Source organism: Desulforamulus hydrothermalis Lam5 = DSM 18033 (assembly GCF_000315365.1).
Lineage (GTDB): Bacteria > Bacillota > Desulfotomaculia > Desulfotomaculales > Desulfotomaculaceae > Desulfotomaculum > Desulfotomaculum hydrothermale.
In genome coordinates this window covers 104,600-123,988 of the sequence record NZ_CAOS01000014.1, presented here as the reverse complement: position 1 = coordinate 123,988, position 19,389 = coordinate 104,600, and the positions used below count along the sequence as shown (strand labels likewise).

The 19,389-nt window shown below is 43.9% G+C and carries 15 protein-coding genes and 3 pseudogenes; 3 read left to right on the top strand and 15 right to left on the bottom strand.

The genetic code is table 11. The features are described from left to right. Positions 1–73: 73 nt before the first annotated feature. From istA to DESHY_RS13935, 14 genes and pseudogenes are all read right to left on the bottom strand, one after another. Positions 74–676 (bottom strand): annotated as a pseudogene (gene istA / locus DESHY_RS12525) (IS21 family transposase); the annotation flags it as partial. Positions 677–755: 79 nt separating this feature from the next. Further along, the gene (locus DESHY_RS12520; protein WP_048818152.1) at positions 756–959 is read right to left on the bottom strand and encodes a hypothetical protein; all 204 of its coding nucleotides are present in this window, start codon (positions 957–959) and stop codon (positions 756–758) included. Beyond that, a complete protein-coding gene (locus tag DESHY_RS12515; protein ID WP_008413296.1) occupies positions 959–1,312 on the bottom strand; it encodes a single-stranded DNA-binding protein in 354 nt (117 codons plus the stop codon). The genes DESHY_RS12520 and DESHY_RS12515 overlap by 1 nt, the downstream gene beginning before the upstream one ends. A gap of 107 nt (positions 1,313–1,419) precedes the next feature. After that, positions 1,420–1,596: pseudogene (locus tag DESHY_RS13945) on the bottom strand (terminase TerL endonuclease subunit); the annotation flags it as partial. 73 nt (positions 1,597–1,669) lie between these two features. Then, on the bottom strand, positions 1,670–5,077 hold the full coding sequence (locus tag DESHY_RS12510; protein WP_008413292.1) for a Swt1 family HEPN domain-containing protein: 3,408 nt from the start codon (positions 5,075–5,077) through the stop codon (positions 1,670–1,672). Between the two features lie 25 nt (positions 5,078–5,102). Continuing rightward, on the bottom strand, positions 5,103–7,940 hold the full coding sequence (locus tag DESHY_RS12505) for a DUF1156 domain-containing protein (RefSeq protein ID WP_008413289.1): 2,838 nt from the start codon (positions 7,938–7,940) through the stop codon (positions 5,103–5,105). Continuing rightward, a complete protein-coding gene (locus DESHY_RS12500) occupies positions 7,930–11,457 on the bottom strand; it encodes a helicase-related protein (protein ID WP_008413288.1) in 3,528 nt (1,175 codons plus the stop codon). Before DESHY_RS12500 ends, DESHY_RS12505 begins: the two co-directional genes overlap by 11 nt. A 30-nt stretch (positions 11,458–11,487) precedes the next feature. Next, a complete protein-coding gene (locus DESHY_RS12495) occupies positions 11,488–11,667 on the bottom strand; it encodes a helix-turn-helix domain-containing protein (protein WP_048818150.1) in 180 nt (59 codons plus the stop codon). 25 nt (positions 11,668–11,692) lie between these two features. Next, positions 11,693–11,911, bottom strand: a complete 219-nt coding sequence (locus DESHY_RS13940; protein WP_143147801.1) for a hypothetical protein — start codon at positions 11,909–11,911, stop codon at positions 11,693–11,695. A 176-nt stretch (positions 11,912–12,087) separates the two neighbouring features. After that, on the bottom strand, positions 12,088–13,332 hold the full coding sequence (locus DESHY_RS12490; protein ID WP_008413286.1) for a DUF4153 domain-containing protein: 1,245 nt from the start codon (positions 13,330–13,332) through the stop codon (positions 12,088–12,090). A 2-nt stretch (positions 13,333–13,334) separates the two neighbouring features. Then, positions 13,335–13,568: a helix-turn-helix domain-containing protein gene (locus DESHY_RS12485; protein WP_008413285.1), complete on the bottom strand. Its 234-nt coding sequence runs from the start codon at positions 13,566–13,568 to the stop codon at positions 13,335–13,337. A 10-nt stretch (positions 13,569–13,578) separates the two neighbouring features. Further along, positions 13,579–14,052 carry a DUF2975 domain-containing protein gene (locus DESHY_RS12480; protein WP_008413284.1) on the bottom strand — a complete coding sequence of 158 codons (474 nt, stop codon included), beginning with the start codon at positions 14,050–14,052 and terminating at the stop codon, positions 13,579–13,581. 181 nt (positions 14,053–14,233) lie between these two features. Beyond that, positions 14,234–14,668, bottom strand: coding sequence for an NAD(+)--rifampin ADP-ribosyltransferase (arr, locus tag DESHY_RS12475; protein ID WP_008413283.1), 435 nt, complete (start codon positions 14,666–14,668; stop codon positions 14,234–14,236). A 369-nt stretch (positions 14,669–15,037) separates the two neighbouring features. Beyond that, positions 15,038–15,142: pseudogene (locus DESHY_RS13935) on the bottom strand (IS3 family transposase); the annotation flags it as partial. Between the two features lie 41 nt (positions 15,143–15,183). Between DESHY_RS13935 and DESHY_RS12470 the strand changes: the two are divergent. After that, positions 15,184–15,555 (top strand): hypothetical protein, encoded by a 372-nt coding sequence (locus tag DESHY_RS12470; RefSeq protein WP_008413282.1) that lies wholly within the window; start codon positions 15,184–15,186, stop codon positions 15,553–15,555. A 318-nt stretch (positions 15,556–15,873) separates the two neighbouring features. On the opposite strand, the gene rlmD is transcribed toward DESHY_RS12470, so the two are convergent. Continuing rightward, entirely contained in the window at positions 15,874–17,253 is a 1,380-nt protein-coding gene (gene rlmD, locus DESHY_RS12465) for a 23S rRNA (uracil(1939)-C(5))-methyltransferase RlmD (protein WP_008413281.1), read from the bottom strand. 112 nt (positions 17,254–17,365) lie between these two features. On the opposite strand from rlmD, the gene DESHY_RS12460 reads away from it, so the two are divergent. Next, complete coding sequence (locus DESHY_RS12460) at positions 17,366–17,950, top strand: hypothetical protein (RefSeq protein ID WP_008413280.1); 585 nt, start codon at positions 17,366–17,368, stop codon at positions 17,948–17,950. A 124-nt stretch (positions 17,951–18,074) separates the two neighbouring features. Next, entirely contained in the window at positions 18,075–19,259 is a 1,185-nt protein-coding gene (locus DESHY_RS12455; RefSeq protein WP_008413279.1) for an MFS transporter, read from the top strand. Positions 19,260–19,389: the final 130 nt, after the last annotated feature.

Below are 19,389 nucleotides of genomic sequence, written 5' to 3'. Positions count from 1 at the left end.
TCGGCAAATGCTAGCAGATATGTCACCGCCGGNANATNTNNACCCANNNTTGGCCACGGCGTGACTAGTCAGGGGGGGGGGGATCATCTCCCATGCCCAGTACGACGGTTTTCATCTGGTCGGTCAGCATTACCTTTGGGATGCCCCCAAAATATTCAAAAGCATGAATCAAGCAACGAAGAAAGCTGTGAATGTCACAACGCTTAGTGAACTCTATATAGGTGGAACGAGAGTACCCCAATACCATGACAAATACCGGCACTTTTCGGACTGTACCGTCCAAATCTACGTAATCACACAGTCCCCAGTCGACCTGTGCATATTCACCAGGTTTCGTCTCGTAACGAAGAACAGCGGGAACTTGTTTGGGAGGACGGAAGTCCTTCACATAGTCTTTCAAGATGGTACGTCCCCCGGTATACCCCTTTTCTCGTAGAAGATCGAATAAAACCTCGCAGTTATAGATACCTTCTTGAAGACGTTCCTGCAGGAACGGTTTATACGGATCAAGCTTGGAACCACGAGATTTACGGGTTCCCTTTTCGGGGGAGAATTCACCCCGGAGATATCGGCGAACTGTATTTCGAGAATGCCCCGTTAGACGGGCAATTTCACGAATACTCTTGCCTTCTGCCCTCATGGTATGTAACGATATCACTATCCCACTCCTTAGCATGTGTCTCCCTCCGAAGATTAACTTGGCCGTTAATTACGAAGGGGATATATTCGCTAAGGGTGGGTCATTTTCTTTCCGGCTAACCTGGGTCAATTATATCCCGGCGGTGACAATATCTGCTAGCAATTGCCGTAATACTAGTTTGAACAGAAGTAGGCAATCGATTGAAAATTTCGTTCGAAGAACTTGTATTTGGGTAAGTTGCTCGTAAAACAGCTTCAACTGCCAAAATTACACTATTTAGGATACCAGCTTTATTCATTAAAATTGCTTCTGCGTTCATCAATTCACCCCCTTCACATACCATTGAGTATTTGCAGAGTCCTTATCTGTTGCTTTGACTCCAGTAACCTTACCAGCAATAACGTGATTGTAAAATGCCCTACCTAGTGCCAATCTAACCCCCTTATTGATGTTAATCCAATCTGTAGCAAGTACTGCTTTTATATTAAAATTAGTGCCTGTTGGGATTCGTTCGACACGAAGCAAAAGCTCTGAAAACCATTTCTGAAATTCCGTATTTTCCAGAACTCTACTTTTAATGAAGTGAGTAATTGAAACGCCACTATCCCTTGCACGCCGTTCCAATTCATTGTATTCATCATCTGTAAACGATACTTGAATTAATTTAGCCATAAATAAACCACCTTTCTGATTTTTATAATGATTAATCATTCTGTTTATCATTATAAACCAGAAAAGAATTTTCGTCAATATGTTTTTCATTATAAACATTATTCTTTTTATATAATAATCAGTCCTCGCTCATCATATACACTTTCGTTATTGTCATTACCACAGCGTATGGCCCGATCAAGAGCCATAATCGTAGCTACCGCGCCATCGATTTTCTCAGTTGATTTTTCCTTGTCCGGTTTGATGTTGCCTGCCGGGTCGGTCTTGATGAAGATATTGTCCATGTCTCTTGCTACTCAGCGGATAGTCTAAGTTCCTTAATAGTTTTTTATTATCCGATAATTAGACAAAACAGTATTACTCTTCTTCAAAAGCAAAATTTGTAAATTTAAGCGTCCGGCAATTTTCAGTTACTGTCCTGACAACATTATCTGGTACCCCGTCAGCAATTTCAGCCTGTATTTCCATCGTAACTTCAACATTGGCACCTGAAAGAAGGTTTAGATGCTGTACAATCTCCTCCGCAATCCGTCCGGCATCTCTTCCAATTCTCGAAGTATCGAGTTTAACAGTAGCGTAAAACCTCTTCGGCTTTTTACTCTGAAGTACTTGAGGATTAGTAACATCGCTGGGCACTATTGTTGTAATACTGTCATCTGCTACCGGATCCCGAAAAACCGGGGTCGGAATTTGTGCACTTTCTCCAGGATAAGTAATACCTGCATGAGTTTTATCTCTTTCCTTTTCAATCCTCTCTTTTTCAATCTGAGCTTTCGCGGCCTCAGGTCTTACAAGATATCCGTTAATATCTACATAAAATCCAGATGATTGGTTAAACTTAAGAGCCAGATAACGTCCCTCGTCAGTAATACCTTCAGCATATGCAAAGTACTCATCTGAGCCTAGCCCATTTTTAATGGTATCCAAAAGTACATCGACATTCTTAAGTCTTGGCAAATAGCAGTAGCTGCTCAGATATTCCCAAAGCTTCTTTATTTGTATGTGCTGTTGATCTTTCCAAAGCCAGCGATCAAGTTCCATTCTCAAGAGGGCTGGAGACCATCTTGTAATAAGCTGTTCCATCTGGACCATTTTTTTAGATGCTTTTATAATATGGGTTTCAGAACCGCCACTTATCCTTGTCTTCTCCCACTCTATCGGGTTAGATCCATCTTGTACCGGCACAAGCAACCAGCAATATGCTTCTTTCATCCTTAACTCCACAGTTTCATCGCTTCTTCTCATGCTGGTGTTGGCTTCCCTCTGTTGAGCAATATCAAGATTAAGGCTTTCCACATCATCAATAATAGACTTCCACGCCAAATACTTTCTCACTTCAGATGTAAGGCTCAGTATAATTTCGCTGTCCGGAACCACAAAAGCCAGCATATTCCTGTACATTCTCGGCGAAGTGCCACGGTTATTAAGTATATCGCTCGCTTTTTCGATCGCCTTGCTGCTATTACTTCCCTGTTTATGGGTAAAATCCGGTGCCAAAACTACAAGCCTTACAGTCTGCTCATCAGGTATATCAAGTGATGACGAAGGGCAACTGTGAACACCCGCAAATTCGCCGCGTTCCCTTATAGCCTTGAGTCTGCGCTCTATCTCATATTCAACCTCCGGCGCAGGGATCTGCACAGCTCTGTCTTCAACAGTTTTACGAAGTGTAGGCCTTGTATCATACCAGAAACGGTTATTTGACATATCGCTGTACAGGTATGCAAGCTGGTTCTGAAGATGAGACAGAGCATCGTTAAATACCGAAACCTGTTCACCCGGTTGCACCACACCCAGTCTAATCCTGGTAACTTCAATACCTCTGTTACGCTGTTCCTTTACTGATGGTGCGCTTCCAAGCATGATCGTTCTTGCCACTCTTCTGGCAGCCAGGCACCTCGAAAAGCGGGGATTTTTCTCCTCAATCGCATATGGTATTGAATTTCGTCCGTCGGTCTCTTTATCAATAACCGCATTCCAGCCTTCAGGCAGATGTCGCGTCAGTTCTTCTCTTATATTCGGATTATCCAATGCTATGGAAGAAGGCATGATTAACAGACCGCCGTCATTTTTCATCCAGAGATCATGAATAACTGCAGCCATAAGCCTTAATACGCCACGGGTTCTCTGAAAACGTTCCAGAGTTGCCCAATCACTATACAAACGGTCAAACACTTCCGGGTGAATTGGATAACACGACTTCAACCTTTCATAGTATTCCAATTCTTTACATTCCAGTGGGAAGTCTGATGAACTCTGATTATACATTTCGCTAAAGGCACGGCATACCTGCTCAAGTGAAGCTGGATCTTGCGGTGGAAGAAATAGTCTCCTCCTCACAATTTCAAATCCTTCATTTGCGCCTACCGGTTTCCATATTGCTTCCATCCTACCAAAGGTATGCTCAATAGTCTCAAGGGCGATCTTTCCAGCCTCACCACCAATTTCAATGTCAGACTCAGGTATAGAAGCAACAACAAGACTGTTCTTACTGGCACGAGCAGCTTCAGTCAATTCTTGAATGAATGAAATCAAATTATCAAAACTACCTGCAGGCAGTCCGGCAACACCATACAACTTTTTGGCATAGGCTACGAGCTCATCAATTAGTATTAAACAAGGGCCGCAAGCATCAAAAAGTTTAGTTAACGCTTCTGAACCAGGTGAAACACCTTTCTTATCAGCCTCTTTTACATAATCATATAAGCTTAAATCGCCTGCCTGCTCAGCAAGTTGCGCCGCCATTTCACCCCATAGTGTATTAATAGTAATGCCGGGATATTTAGGCGGTCTTTTGCTTTTGGAAGGGTCGAGAGCCGTACCAACAAGAACAGCAACATTGGTTTTTACAACCGATGAAAGCCCAGCTCTTTCAAGTACCGGCTTAACATTCGGCATCTTGTCTATAGAAGCCTGTCCCCTCAGCAAGTGATACAGTGCCAACATACTGTGGGTCTTTCCGCCGCCAAAGGCAGTTTTGAGTTGGATAACGGGTTCTCCGTCTTTTCCTGCCACACGCCTTAAAGCCTGGACAAGAAGGCCTGTCATTCCTTCAGTTATATATGTCCGGGCAAAGAATTCCACCGGGTCTTTATATTCTATAGATCCTTCGCCACGAGCCACCTGAGCAAGGTCAGCAGCAAACTCCGCATTTCTGTATCTTCCCTGGGCGACATCAGGATGCGGTTCAATCACATATCTCCAGGAAGGAAGCCCTGAAAGCGGTGGGTTGGAAAGAACACCGCTCTTATCTATCTTGGTAGTTGTTGTTTGAGCAGAAACAGCACCATTATTAGAATATATAGAAGCTTCAGGAGTCCCATAACGGATTTTCCTGATCAAAGTTCTTATCTCCTCAGTACTCTCAGCATCGATCTGCTCGCATAAACGCGCCATGGTATCCAGTGCACGCCAAGCATAATCGGTATCAAAATCCTGACCACCGATATGAGCACATTTATGCCGGACACCTATAAGTTCTTTCGTCCAGTTCCTGTGATCAATGCTTAATTTACGTTTAAAAATGTTTACCCAGTGCACATCAATTAACGTGAGGCAACGCATAATATCGAGAGAATCAACAAGTTCAGCCCAATCACCTTTTTCCGGGAGCCCTTTCCGCTGTTCATCCCTTAATGTGTTAAGAACTCCTTCACTCCACCATTCGCCTTTATATTCGATCCGGAGTTCACGCGCTACATAGGGGGCCAAGGCTTTTAAAAGATATCTGAATCCCTGGTTAATAATATTTACATTTTCACTCATCACTCATTACCTCCTTAATCCCCAACTAAAAAAGTGATTGCTGCTCATATGACCTTGCAGCAAGCTCCGACGCCTTTTTCTGTATATCCGGCCATGATACAACCAAAGCATTGTATGCATAGGCTTCTTCAGTCCATCCCTTTCGCTCTGCAATGGTATAAAGCCTGTACACCAGCGACTTGGCGTTTTCGACAACATCGCTGCGCATTTTATGAACAAGTTCTGCGGCCTTAATCTCTCCTTCGTTTTCCAGGGTTTTAACCAGCTGCTGCGTGCACATCCAAATCATGTAGCTGCTCAAAGACGATACAGGAGACCATTTTTCATCCAGTTCTTCACGTTTAAGAAGCCTCACCTTTCCTTTTGCCGAGTAGACTACGCCTTTTTCCTCTAATCTTCCTACTGAAGTATTTTTAGCACGGGCTAACACATCGGCCTCGCCGAAAGGAGCTTCATTCATCCCGAATTGCTCATACCATGCTACACAGAAACGGCTGTCAGAATCCATCTCGCCTTCCTGTGCCGTAAGGTAAGCATCCAACTCCTGGTTGATAATTTGCAAGGCTGTACGTACTGTCATAGGAGTACCATCTGCTTCCAGCACTTTTGAGTAACGGGAAAATACAGACATTCCTGGTCCAATAGCCGCCTGCGCAAGGTCAACAGGCGCTATGTTACCGTTTTGTAAATTTTTTAGCGCTAACGGTAGTTCTCTACGTAAAGAATTAACAAATTCACGGCGAGTGGCAATCTGGGCCGATTCTGAGCGCGGTCTACATACAAGTACAATATATGATGCTAATGCATTAGCTCCCATTGCACGCATTCTCCATTTTTGTGAGGCCCGTACCGGCCATGTGGCAGTGATCTGGAAGCCTGTTGTAATAAGAGCTTCAAGCATTGTTTCCCAACCAGTTGTTGTAATTGAAAAATTGGCATCATCCGAACCATCGTCTGACTCATCTTCATCAGTTTGTTTGAAAGCATAATATACAGTCATAGGAAAACGGCTGTCTAATTTTTCTTTTAAGCTAGAAAATGTTTTTTTAAATCCAGATTCAAAATGTTCCTTAGCATTTTCTTTATTTCCAAATCTTTGTGCATCTGCTACTAATTCCTGAAATTTGGGTACAAGTAAAGTACTAAATTCTTTAGGGAAAATTCTCACTAAATTCCTTCTTAACCAAACATAAAAGAAATCTGATAGGTCCGCATACGGAATATTATCATAATAAGGTGGATCAGTACTAATTACTAGTTTTTCAAATTTCAATTGCTTAAGATTAGAAGCATCAATTTGATCTACAATGCCAATATAGTTTGCTTTAACGTAAATAGTCTCAATAGCATCAGCAGTAATTTCAACTGCATTTTTCCAACAAATTGCCTTTTCTCCAATAATGTTTGCTTCTGCAAAATCCCAAGCCATTGGTAAAGCTCCACGTGTGAAAACATGCATCTGCTGTTCCCCGCTTGGTTTCCAAGTACTTAAAGAACAATTAAAATCTGCTAACCGATCAATAGCAAATGATAAAAACATAGTTATAACATCGGCATATGCTCTTGGTCCATTACCACCTTCACTTAAAGGTTTATCTACATAATTTCTATCTCTAAATGCTATATTAGCATCACTCATAACACGATCATACATTTGCTGAACTAACCGACTTAAAACATTGAGTGCTTCTAATTGTCTAGGAGTAAACAAATCACCATGAAACACCATACCATATCGTGGAGCAGCCATATATTGGGGATGAGTTGACAGCTCTGTATCGGGAAACCAACTTGGTTTAGCTTGCAATGCAACCTTTTCATGCTCTGAATCAGGTGATAGATAGAGTTTTTTCCCGTTTCCTTCAGCAACAATAGCCATAAGCTTAAAACCAATTCTTTTAGCCATCCCCTCATTCTTGATATGCGCTTCATCAATTATTTCATTGCATACAAGGCACTTAAATTTCACTCCTCTACCATGCTTTGGTGAATTAGGAGCTTTTCCTTTACCCATTCTTACTTTAAAAGAAACCTTCTTTTGTTCTTTGTCAACAATTGGTTCTATCCATGCTTTTTCCTCACTGGATTTTTTATTTTTTAACCAAAAAGTTTTTACTAAAGGAGTTATTGCCCCACATGCTGGATTGTTACACTTTATTGTTCTTGCCCAAATCCAGGTTAAAACATTAGCTTTTCCACCTCCATGCTCAGGGGGCAACTGTATCGAAGGAAATAAATCTTTTAACTGGGAACGTGCTTCATTTAATATCAATTCTCCATAATAGCGAACATCTTCAGCTAGGCATTTGGCTTTTTCCCATTTTATATTATATCCAATGCTTTCTCGGGCTTTCGGATTGACGGGTGGATATGATTCAAACATAGGTACTATTTCAATCTGTGCCTTATTCAATAAAACAGCCACAGGATTAAGATCGCTTGCATATGATTTCAACCCCAGACGTTGTGCTTCTAATGGAATTGAACCCCCACCACTAAATGGATCTAAAATGATAGGAATCTCTTGTCCGCAACATCTTTCTATTTCCTTGAATGCCACTTCAAAAACTTCTGGATTATTGTGAATTTTCTTTTGTACCAGTGATCGAATAATATCGAATAACCTCTCGCGTTCTTGATTTTGTTCTTCCTCTGTTTTCTCTAAAAAATTAGGGTCAGATGAAGGATCATCAACAATTGAAGCAAATAAAATCGCTCTTGCACATGGTAAAGGTAGTCTGGCCCACCAATGATGAATCCCTTTCGGATGCGGTCCTATGCCTGGCATTTTATCATAGGCTGAAGCATCATTTATCGCTTCAAGAGGCAGTGCCACCTCAATTAATTTTTTCTTATACTCCATCTAAAATCATCTCCCTAGTCTCGACTTCAGTACTTACAGCCATTAGTTCTTCAATGCTGTAGTTAACGCTTGTAGCTGCAAAATCCGGCTGATATCTAAAGGGTTTTTTCAAATAGCACACTTTTGCTTTATTACTGTCAACTTCAACAACTGCCAAAATAAAATCATCCGGCTTATTGAGGGCTGTAAGGATTTCGTTTTTTGTTACCGTTATGGTTGCAGCTCCCCTGGTTCTTCCCTTTACTTCTATGAACCGCAGTTTCCCGTTCCCAGTTTTGGATTCAATATCATAACCGCATTTATCTGCGCTTACGTCAACAGGCTCATAACCCTTTTCTCTTTCTACCATCATCACTGCCTGCATTGCAGCTATTTCGACCGCATGGGTGTTCTGTCCAAACAAGCCCGGAGAGCAAGTATCTTCCGTAGAATTCAACAGAGAAGCAGGTATGACTAAAGCCCCGCCAATAATCACTGGAGGCAAGGGTGAAAGCCTTTTTTCCTGTTCCAGTTCTTCCATGCGTTTTTGAAGCCTCCCAGCTAATTCTTCCGCACGTCTTGCAGCCTGCTCGGAATTAAGCCTTGCGTTCGGCTTGCCGGCACGCTCCTGGTCTTTCAGTTCCTGGCTTCGCCTGTCCCAATAGTTAATTTCTTTCGTCAGCCTGTCCTTTACAGCTGCCATAGTCTTTTCAACTAACTCAATCTTCCTCTTTTTAACTTCTTCAAAATGCCTGGGTACAAGCTCAGTTATCGCATATTCGGCAGCCATATTCTCAATGTCATTTTTCAGCCAGCCGGCCTGTTCAGGTATTTTGCCGGCTTTCTCTTTTTCTTCCTCCTTAAGACTTCTATAGTCGAGATATGGAGCATAACCGGCATTTCTTTTATTGCCATTGCTGTCTATCTCAACAAAATGAACCTGCTTTGATACTATCCTCCTCTTTCCGTTTACATCTGTACAAGCATCCTGTATGGAGTTTTCAATATAGAACAACACTCTCAATTCATTACTGCTACCTGTCTCATCTACAAGTATAGCCCCTCGCTTCAATACATCCGCGTTTCTTTCTCTTATTAAATCTATTACTGACTCAAGCAATGGATGGCCGGGACAAATAAAAGCTGCAAGCGGTTTCCCCTGTACATTGATAAGCTCTTTTTCAAAACATACTCTCTCATACCTGGGTAACACCGGCTCTCCCAGACCTATAACCCTGTCACGGTTTCGAATCACGGCAGGCACATGAGTAATTTCATATCTTCTGGGTTCTCTTTCCCTGATAGTCCCGCCCAGATACCTAAATGCACTAATAAAGAACGATTCGATAAAATGAGGCTGCAGTCTTCTTGCTTCAATCCTCTCCATTTCCTCCCGGATTTCCATAACCTTTCTTGCATCCATACTGTTTTTTGCAAGAGCTCTTTCTTCAAAAAGCTTTTTTAACTGCTCCCTGTCAAAAGAATTGTCCAACACTTTATAAAGCCGTGCTTTTACATCCGGTCTGTCCCCATAGCGGATAGCTTCAATAAGAAGCTCCCTTAGCGGCTTGTTATCAAATGTTATCTTGCCAAGAATATCAAAAACCCGTCCGCCCAAGGCTCTTCGTTCTTCTTCCAATTTTTTTAGAAGACGCTGGAATACTTCTCCTTCACGGGTCTCATCTGCAACTAAATTCCAACAATGACAAACTTCTGTCTGCCCAATTCTGTGAATACGTCCAAATCGTTGTTCCAGTCTGTTAGGATTCCAGGGAAGATCATAATTAATCATCAGATGTGCACGCTGAAGATTTATACCCTCTCCGGCAGCATCGGTAGCCACCATGATGCGTACTTCTTTGTCCTGGGTAAACTTTTCCTGAGCTTTCCTCCGTTCTTCCCTCAACATCCCGCCCTGTATGGTCACTACCGCTTCCTGTTTGCCTAACAGTGCCCGGATTTTATCCGCAAGATAGTTAAGGGTATCCTTATGCTCTGTGAATATAATAAGCTTTTCCCGGTTTTTTTCTGCGTCAAACATTCTCCGGTCATCCTGCAAAAGTTTAGACAATTCATCCCATTTCCTGTCCCTGCCGCTATTTCTTACTTTATATGCCATAGCCTCAAGGACCTTTAATTTCTCAATTTCCGCCTCAAGTTCTGCAATAGTGCGTGCTGCTGTCGCCTGATCAATAACAGTTTCTTCTATTTCTTCAATTTCATTGCCAGGTGCGTCTTCAAGTTCCTCAATATCTTCATTTGACAGCACAGGATAATCAAAAATCCGATTTGCGGCATCCAGTCCCCTTTTTTTAAGTTTTTCCTCGTTAAGCCTTTTTTCCAGTCTCTCGCGCCTTCTTTTGAGAGATTGATAAATCGCTTCAGGAGAAGATGCCAGCCTTCTTTGCAGGATGGTTAATGCGAATCCGACAGTACCTTTTCGGCCTTCGTTTTCGAGATTGTCCGCCCTGTTAAACTCTTCACGCACATATTCCGTAACTTCTTTATAAAGCAATGCTTCCTCATCTGAGAGCTTGTAATTAACTGTATACGCAATCCTTTCGGGAAACAGGGGCGTTCCATCAAATTTTAGAAGCTCTTCCTTAACCATCCTGCGCATGATGTCCGATACATCTGTTACATGATAGCCCTCCCGGAACTTTCCTTCAAACCTGTCACCATCAATAAGGGACATAAAAAGCTGGAAATCTTCCTCTTTACCGTTATGCGGCGTCGCTGTAAGCAAGAGAAAGTGTCTTGTAATGCTTGATAAAAGCTGTCCGAGCCTATACCTCTTTGTGTATTTCACTTCTCCGCCAAAAAACGAAGCAGACATTTTATGGGCCTCATCGCATACAATCAAATCCCAATCAGTCATTCTAAGCTTCGCCTGTATATCCTCATTTCGTGCAAGTTTATCAAGCCTGGCTATGCATAGAGGTATTTCCATAAAAACATTACCTGTTCTTGCAGATTCAATTCTGTCATTAGTTATAATTACAAAAGGCAGTCCGAAACGCCTGTCCAGCTCGTCCTGCCACTGCTCCGAAAGGTTGCCGGGAGTCACAATTAAACACCGTTTAAGGTCGCCTCTTATAAGGAGTTCCTTTATTAATAAACCTGTCATAATTGTTTTACCGGCACCTGGATCATCGGCCAGCAGGAAACGCAGAGGCTGCCTTGTCAGCATTTCACCATATACAGCTGTAATCTGGTGCGGCAGGGGCTCTACCATTGAAGTATGTACAGCCAAGTATGGGTCAAATAAATGAGCCAACTTAATCCTGTATGCTTCAGAAGCAAGTCTAAGCATCTCCCCATCAGCCGTAAAGCTCCAGGGCAGACCGGCTTGAACAATCTCAATCATGGGTTCTTTATCTCTATATATCAATTCGTTGTTTACATTGCCTGAATTATCTTTATATGTCAGTTCAATTGCAACATTACCTATCCATTTCGCATCAATAACAGTAACATTACCATTAGGCAAAATACCTTTCACAACTGTTCCGGCCTTTAAATTCTCAAGCCGTACCATGTTTTCACCCCTTTATTCCTTTGAAAAGAATCATGTTCTTCTATTCATTTTCAACCTTGCATCACTGGGTTTTTGGGCATCCTTTGGAATCGCCCAAACATTTCCAAGCCGCATTGCCCCTTGAATCCTCCCCTGCGTACAAAGTACCTGCACGCGGCGGACGGTGATATTCCATTTTTGGGCAGCTTCTTTTGCGGTCATATACTCCATTATTTCACACCTCTATAGTGTATAATTACCCAAAAATATTATATTCGTAAATGCGAATAATTTCAAGTAATAATTGCCCTTTTATTTCCATTAATTCGGCAGAATGCCAGGCAGCAGAAGATAAATATTGCATATGTTTTCTCCCCTCGCCCACGGAAACATATCCATTTCCTCCCAAAAGCTCATAAAGCCTTGCACCGCAAGGCTTTATGGGTTGTGTTTTCTTTTGAGCGATACTATGCACTCCACGTGCTTGGGACTATAAAAAGCAAGCAAAAGAAAACACTTGATATGTTACCACAGTCAATTCCAGTGTATTCGGCATCTTGCATTATTTCAATCATTTCATTGCCAATCCTTTATTTATTGCTTCCTGAACCATCTTATGGCAGTAAACTCCCATTGGATTCTTTCTAGAACCTAAAAAATTAAAGGAAAAGTAAATGTAACAAAAGCTGCCCAAAGTCCGTAGACCGGCAAATACTTAGTAACAGCATCTTGGATCGTTGAAAGTCCGGTTTTATTTTTCAGAAAACGCATATAGGAGATCATAATCCAAATTAGATTGGCCCAGATAAGTATGTTTACGCCCAAAACAGCAAGTCTGTTGGGCGAAATCCCATAAGAAGAAAGCCTGAACACTATAGCTGATAAAGCCACACTGTCAATGGCAAGAGCAAGAACAATCAGGGCAAAATTTATATAATCAGAAATGTTCCTGGTCTCGTCTGCGCCGCTTTCGATAATGGAGAATATGATTATGGCCAATACACTAAGGAGTATGCCGTTGAAGGCTAGGAGGAAATTGCGGTCCAATAATGGATTTTTTCCGACCCAAATAACCGTTATAAGATAGACCAGCAATGTAGCCAGCACAAGAGGACTAAAAATTTTGGCTATATATGGTGCAATATTTTTAGCAAGTTTAAGGTTCCTTGATACCAGGTATGAAGCCACAACAGCGAGAGCCGCAGCACCAAATACAACGACATTTTTAAAATAGAATTGCTCTATATCCATGCCGACAAATCTAAATAACTGCATGGTTAATGCTGTCAGCAGCATCCCGCTGATTGCCATGCTGGCATACAGGATGCAAAATTCCCCATTAAATTTAAGATAGGCTAATCTTGTGCTGCCTTTTGGATATTCATTTCCTGTAAATGCAAGCCCTAATAATACCCATAAGAAAATGGGAAGGTGTAAATAAGCCAGGATAATACTGTCTTTATGCTCCAGGGGCAGCATATTAAGATAAAATCCGGAGATTAGGAATAACGATGCAAGGGCGTAAAGAATATTTTTTTTGGGGGTATTATTGTATAAAAAATAGGCAGCAATAAAGGGAATTATGCCAAAAACAAGGTTAATAGGGGCTATTGCCTGCTGTTCGGCAAAGTGCAAAAGTATTCTGGTGCTTACTCCGGCCAAAATCGCTAAAAGGCCCATGATTAAGAAATCTTTCCGGAGCCAGGGAGCTTTATTTGTACCTGCCGTCTCTTGGAAATACAATCTTTCATGCCAAACGGCAAGAACCTGCGAATCGGGGTTTTGTCTCCAAGCGTCTGAGAATGCCTTTTTAAAACCTTCGGGGTCCTTTCTAAACATTCGCTCCAGCTCACGGGGGTTAGCCATATTTTCAATAATCGGATTGCCGATATCCATGGTTATACCTCCCTTTCTTCCTGATTGTCTTCGTCACTTTTGTATTCCAAAATATCTCCGGGCTGACATTGCAGAGCCTTGCAAATCCCCTCCAGTGTGGAAAACCGAATCGCTCTTGCCTTGCCGTTTTTCAATATGGAAAGATTAGCCATCGTTATGCCAACCCTCTCCGAAAGTTCCGTGACGCTCATTTTCCTTTTGGCCAGCATCACATCAATATTGATAATAATCGCCATGTAATTCACCTCAGATCGTCAAATCGTTTTCTGACTTTATATCTATGGCATTTTTTAACAGCTTTTGAAGAACAGCGGCAAAAACTGCAATCACCATTGAAGCAAAGATAGGGACTATTCCGACTATTACGAGACCTGGTGCATCGTCTAGGTCTGCTAGAAGAAAAACAAATGGCATAATTACCACATACAAGCTACAGATTATCATTGCACAGTATTTTATATTCTTTAAAGCCTTCACAGATAATTCCGAGAATGCTTCGTTCCTGTCAATATAGCTTAAAAGTTTAAAAGCCTGATACAATGCAGCGAAAAACGGTATCGATGATACATACATACCCGCTACAATGGGATATAGCAAATGCGCATAGGCTGGATTTGCCGGGTTATCAGCTAACCAAGGCAGCCCAAATATACCCAAAGCAAGCACCGGGATTGCGATAACAATCACGGCTATCTTTAAAAAGAGTGTTTCTTGTTTCACAAACAGCACCTCGTTTATTAATTATTGATTTAATTTTAATATATATTTTATCGTTTATCAATAAATTATTATCAAATTTTAATTGTTTTTTATTGCCTATAAATATTTGGTCAAAAAAAAGAACCCTCCCGAAGAATTGCTTTCTCGAGTGGGTCAATTTTCAATCGGCCTTGACACGCAGTCAATCGTTAATCGCCTCGATGCCGAGCCGTTTAAGTTCGTCAAGGTGATCCCGCATTTTCTGGAGTTCCTCCGGAGAATGTCCCTCCCATTCCAAGACTTCGCCCACTACTCGCAGCGGGTGCTTGGTGCGGTAAGACCTTGTCGGATTTCCTGGGAATTTCTTATCAGTCAAATTAGGATCATTCTCGAAGTTACCGGTGGGCTCCACTTGATAGATCCGACCTTTTTTGTCACCTACCGCAAGCTCTGCTCCCCATATAGCCGCATCCATGGTTGCAGTAAAATAAACGAATTTGGCCTTCTTTCGCTCACCATAGTTAGAGCAAAAGCCAGGCACCAGCAAGTCTCCGGGCTTTAAGTCGGCTTTAGTGCCGTGATAGAAAGGCCCGGCGTCCAATGGTCTGGACGGCGTCTGTTCGTTCTTTATATGCACTTCCTATCCCTTCCTTTCATGAGGAATGCTGTTGCCATTATCTGTTCCTCGAGCATTAATAAATAGCTTGTTTAGCCTTTGAAGCAAGCCACTTCTGACCATTATTTATACAATATTTTAGTGGAAGGGTAAAAAAATAAACAGTCTATTTCTTCCATTAAATGCATGCTATAATTGAATTAGGGAGAGGGTTCTTCCCATAGGTAAAAATTGTTAATTTATTGCACGTTATATATAATTATACAAAACTGTCCATAACATCACACCAAATCATTTTAACATCAAATGTCACGGCCTCCGATGGCCCATACTCAGCATTTCCAGTCAATGGACCTATGTCAATATGGTAGACACAAAAACACGACTTTACTATGTTGATTTTTTAGCCATATCTTCACATTGCTGAGGGGTAATATACCCAATGCTGCTATGTATTCTCTTCCTGTTATACCATGATTCTATGTATTCAAATATTGACATAGGTCCACTATTGAGCTTGAAAAGAAATCCGGGTCTTGGGCTCCTACCAGCAAAAAAAGGCTGGTGGTACCACAGAAAAATTAAGTCCTCTTGATGAAATCGTTCAAAAAATCAATGAAGCCTACTTCGGTGATTTTACGGAGGCGGATAAGGTTATTGTAGATGATCTATATAAAAGAATGCGCAAGGACGAGAATGTGCGAAAGGCCGCACAGACAGATGATCGTCAGGTATATGAGCGGAACATTTTCCCTGGAATTTTCGACGAAACTGCCCAGAAGTCTTATATGGAGAATACGGAAGCTTATAGACAGTTATTCCTCGATGCCGATAAATATTGTTCCGTATGTATGGCGTTAGCTGATATGCTCTACAAAGAATTGCACGACAAGAAATCTGTCGAGTAAATTACTCTAGGGAGAAAGTAACATGCGGACGACATGTAGTTTTCGGAGATAGGTGTTTGTAGGTGTATGTAAGAAGTACTTGAATAAATTAATGGTGACGAATACATACCCACTTATCACATCTAATCTGTCAACTCAACCTCTATGAAAAAGCCCGTTATCCAACCTGTCAACTCAACCCTATCATTTTTAAGGCAGTTGATATGTTACCGCAAACAATAAAAATTAGGGTTCCCTGACATTATCTCTTCCGGCAAAGTAACCGTGAGAAAAACCTAATGTCTGGAAACCCTTTATTTATCAGTGTTTTGAATACTCCTATTTCTCAACCCTTGACATCAATACTACGCACTCGACGTGGCTCGTCCAAGGGAACATGTCAACCGGCTGCACTTGCAGGGTACGGTACCCCAAGTTATCCAGAATCCCCAGGTCTCGGGCCAGGGTGGCCGGGTCGCAGGAAACATAAATCACCCTGGGCACTCCGGCCCGGCTGACAGCCTCCAGCACTTCCCCGGCGCAACCTTTACGGGGCGGGTCAAGCACCACCAGGTCTGGCTGCAACCCACCGGCAACCATCTGGGGTAACAGTTTTTCTACCGCACCCAACTTAAATTCAGTGTTGTTCAAACCGTTTGCCAGTGCGTTGGCTTTTGCATCTGCCACCGCTGACGGTACAATTTCCATGCCCAGCACCCGGCGGGCATGGGGAGCCAGGCAGTTGGCAATGGTGCCGATCCCGCAATAGGCATCCACCACCGTTTCCTGCCCCTGCAGGTTGGCAAACTCTAAAACCTTATTATACAGCACTTCTGTTTGGCGGGGATTTACCTGATAAAAGGAGGTGGCAGAAATTTTAAACTGCAATCCCATGAGGTAATCGGTAATATACTCCCTGCCTGCCAGCAACAGGTTTTTTTCACCCAGGATAACCCGCTCAGGGCTGTTATTGATATTGCGAATAACGGATACCACAGCCGGGTGCCTGGCAGCAACGGCTTTGGCAAACTCTCCGGCAGCAGGCCAGGGTGCGCCGGATGTTACCAGTACCACCATAATTTCCCCGGTATGAAAACCCCGACGAAAGATCACATGGCGCAATAAACCGGTTTGTTTCTGCCAGTGATAGGGCGGCAGGCGATGCTGGTTGACCAGTTCCTCAAGAACAGCCGCCACCTGGTTAATTTGTTTATCCACCAGCAGGCAGGCTTGCTGGGCAGGCCCGGCTGCCAACCGGTAGCTTCCCTCAGCATAAAAACCCAGTTTTACCCGGCCTGCCTCCTGCATTACCTGCAGGTGAATTTTATTGCGATAATGCCAGGGGTCTGCCATACCCAGGGTAGGGTTAACTTCAACTCCGCCCAGTCCACCCAGCCTGGTCAAAGCTGCCTGAACCATCTCCCTTTTTTGTGCCAGTTGAGCCTGGTAGTTAAGGTGCTGCAGTTGACAGCCGCCACATTGGTGGGAAGCCGGACATTGAGGAACCACCCGGTAAGGTGCCGGATGTAAAATTTCTTTTACTTTGCCCCTGGCATAGGTTTTCTTAACCTGAGTAATGCTGATGCGGACCCTTTCGCCAGGCAAAACGTCCGGTACAAAAACGGCCAGGTTCTCATGCCTGCCCACTCCTTCCCCGGCGTGTCCCAAACCATGTATTGTCAATTCCAGAATTTCACCGACTTCAATATGCTTTGCCAATTCCTAACACCTCATCTTAATACTACATAACTGTTTATATGGATTATGTCACACCGACAGCACAGCCCACATATGGTGATAACAGGAAACTATTCCCTACGGAGTGGCTGATATGGCAAAGTATAAAGTAGTTAACAAAAAACGTCAACTTCAGACACCCGACCCCTGTCACTGTTATCAAAATGATCATGTGGATCTGGTGGTAGAAGGAGCCGGGATTCGCTTGTTCCGCTTGTCCAGCCTCAGCGTGCCTGCCGAGGTATCCGCCTTTATACCCAGGGTGGAGATTCGCCGGCGGCACTACGAAAACGGACAGCTGGTTTGTGAAGACGAACGGATTTATAACAGCATTACCGTGGTGCACGCTCCCCGGCACCCGCCGGAAAATCCGCCCTTTGCGCAGTTCCCGGCTCCGTTGCCGCCGGCCGCAGGCAGTACGCCGGAACCGCTTTCTGATGACCAATTATTTGTACCCCAGCCCACGCTGCCGGGTCAGCAGCCCTCGGCCCCCGCTGCGCCTCCCGGACCGGAACAGCCAGAGGCGCCGGCACCGCCCGTAATACCTTCAGAGCCGGAACCTCACCCTCCGCCGGTATCGCCCCTGGCCGGCAATCTTAACTTGCCAAAAAAATCGCTGCGTCAAACAAAACGGGACCATACCCCGCTGGTCACTATTAATAAACGTCCCATCGGATAAAAATTCCCTGGGATTTCTTTTTTGGGCAATTAGAGTTATAGTATATAAGTGATGCTAACGCTTACTCCCGGCGTTTCTCCTTAATCTACAAATAATCTCAGCAAAAAAGCGGTGATGGGTACAAATGAACAGAAAAAATCTGGTGCTGGCCGCTGTGGCCGCGGCAGTTTGTTTGGATACCTTAATTTACGGCATTATCATCCCCATACTGCCGGCTTATAGTGCATCACTGGGTGCTTCTCCCTGGCAAATCGGGGTTATTTTTGCCGCTTATTCTGCCGCTCTGCTGGCTGGCACAATCCCGCTGGGCATTTTGTCCGACCGCTACGGCAGAAAAAAAATTATGTTTTGCGGCCTGTTGTCGCTCTCCCTCAGTACGATTGGTTTTGCTCTGGCCAACTCAATCATGCTGCTGGTTGTTACCCGCCTGATGCAAGGGCTGGCGGCGGCTGCCACCTGGACAGCCGGGCCGGCCTTGGTGGCTGATCTTTTTTCGCCCGAAGAACGGGGGGCCAAAATGGGAGTGTTAAGCGCCGCCAACGGCTTTGGGTTTCTGGTGGGCCCGGCCGCCGGGGGAGTCCTCTATCAGTGGGGCGGCTACAGCTTGCCCTTCGTATTATGTACCGTGCTAGCTGTGTTGATCGGCCTGCTTGTGCTTATGGTCATACCCGGACACCCATCAGCCGTCGGCAGGGTTGCCAACGGCCAATCCCTGCGGCAGGTGCTGGGCAACAGGGGTGTTTTAACCGGCTCGGCCGTAATTTTGCTTGGTTCTATCGGTTTTGGTTTTATTGATCCTCTGCTGCCCGGCTATTTTACGCAAAAGTTTAACATTACTCCCAGCACCATTGGCTTTTTGTTTGCTGTTATTTCGCTCTGCCATATTGCAGCCGCTCCCCTGGTGGGCAGGCTGTCAGACCGGGTGGGCCGGCTGAAACTCATTCGTCTGGGACTGATAGCAACCGCCCTGGCTGTCCCCTTGCTGGCGCCGGCCGGCAACCTGCTTCTTACCGCTGCGGTTATGGGACTGCTGGGTATTACCTTTAGTTTGCTGCTAACCCCATCCATGCCGCTGATGGCCGATGCAGTTATGCCGACAGAAGATAACAGCCATGACGCCGGCTATGGGGCAGCCTTCGGCATTTACAATACCGCCTTTTCCCTGGGCTATCTGATCGGTCCCTTGGCGGGCGGCGGTTGGCTGGAGTTTTTTTCGCTGCCCAGCCTGTTGGTTGCTTATAGCGTATTCCTTTTGCTGGTGGGCCTGCCGGCGTTAACCGCTGGCAGTCGCAGTTTGCAAGCTGATTAGCAGCTTTGTGATATTATTCATAATAGTGTAACTATTTTTGCTAGTGTTTTTTTAAGGCAACTTCTTGCGGTACTCTCCTCTGTATGTTAGCCTTGATGCAACAGCTGTTGGCCAGCGAGAGGGTGGTATG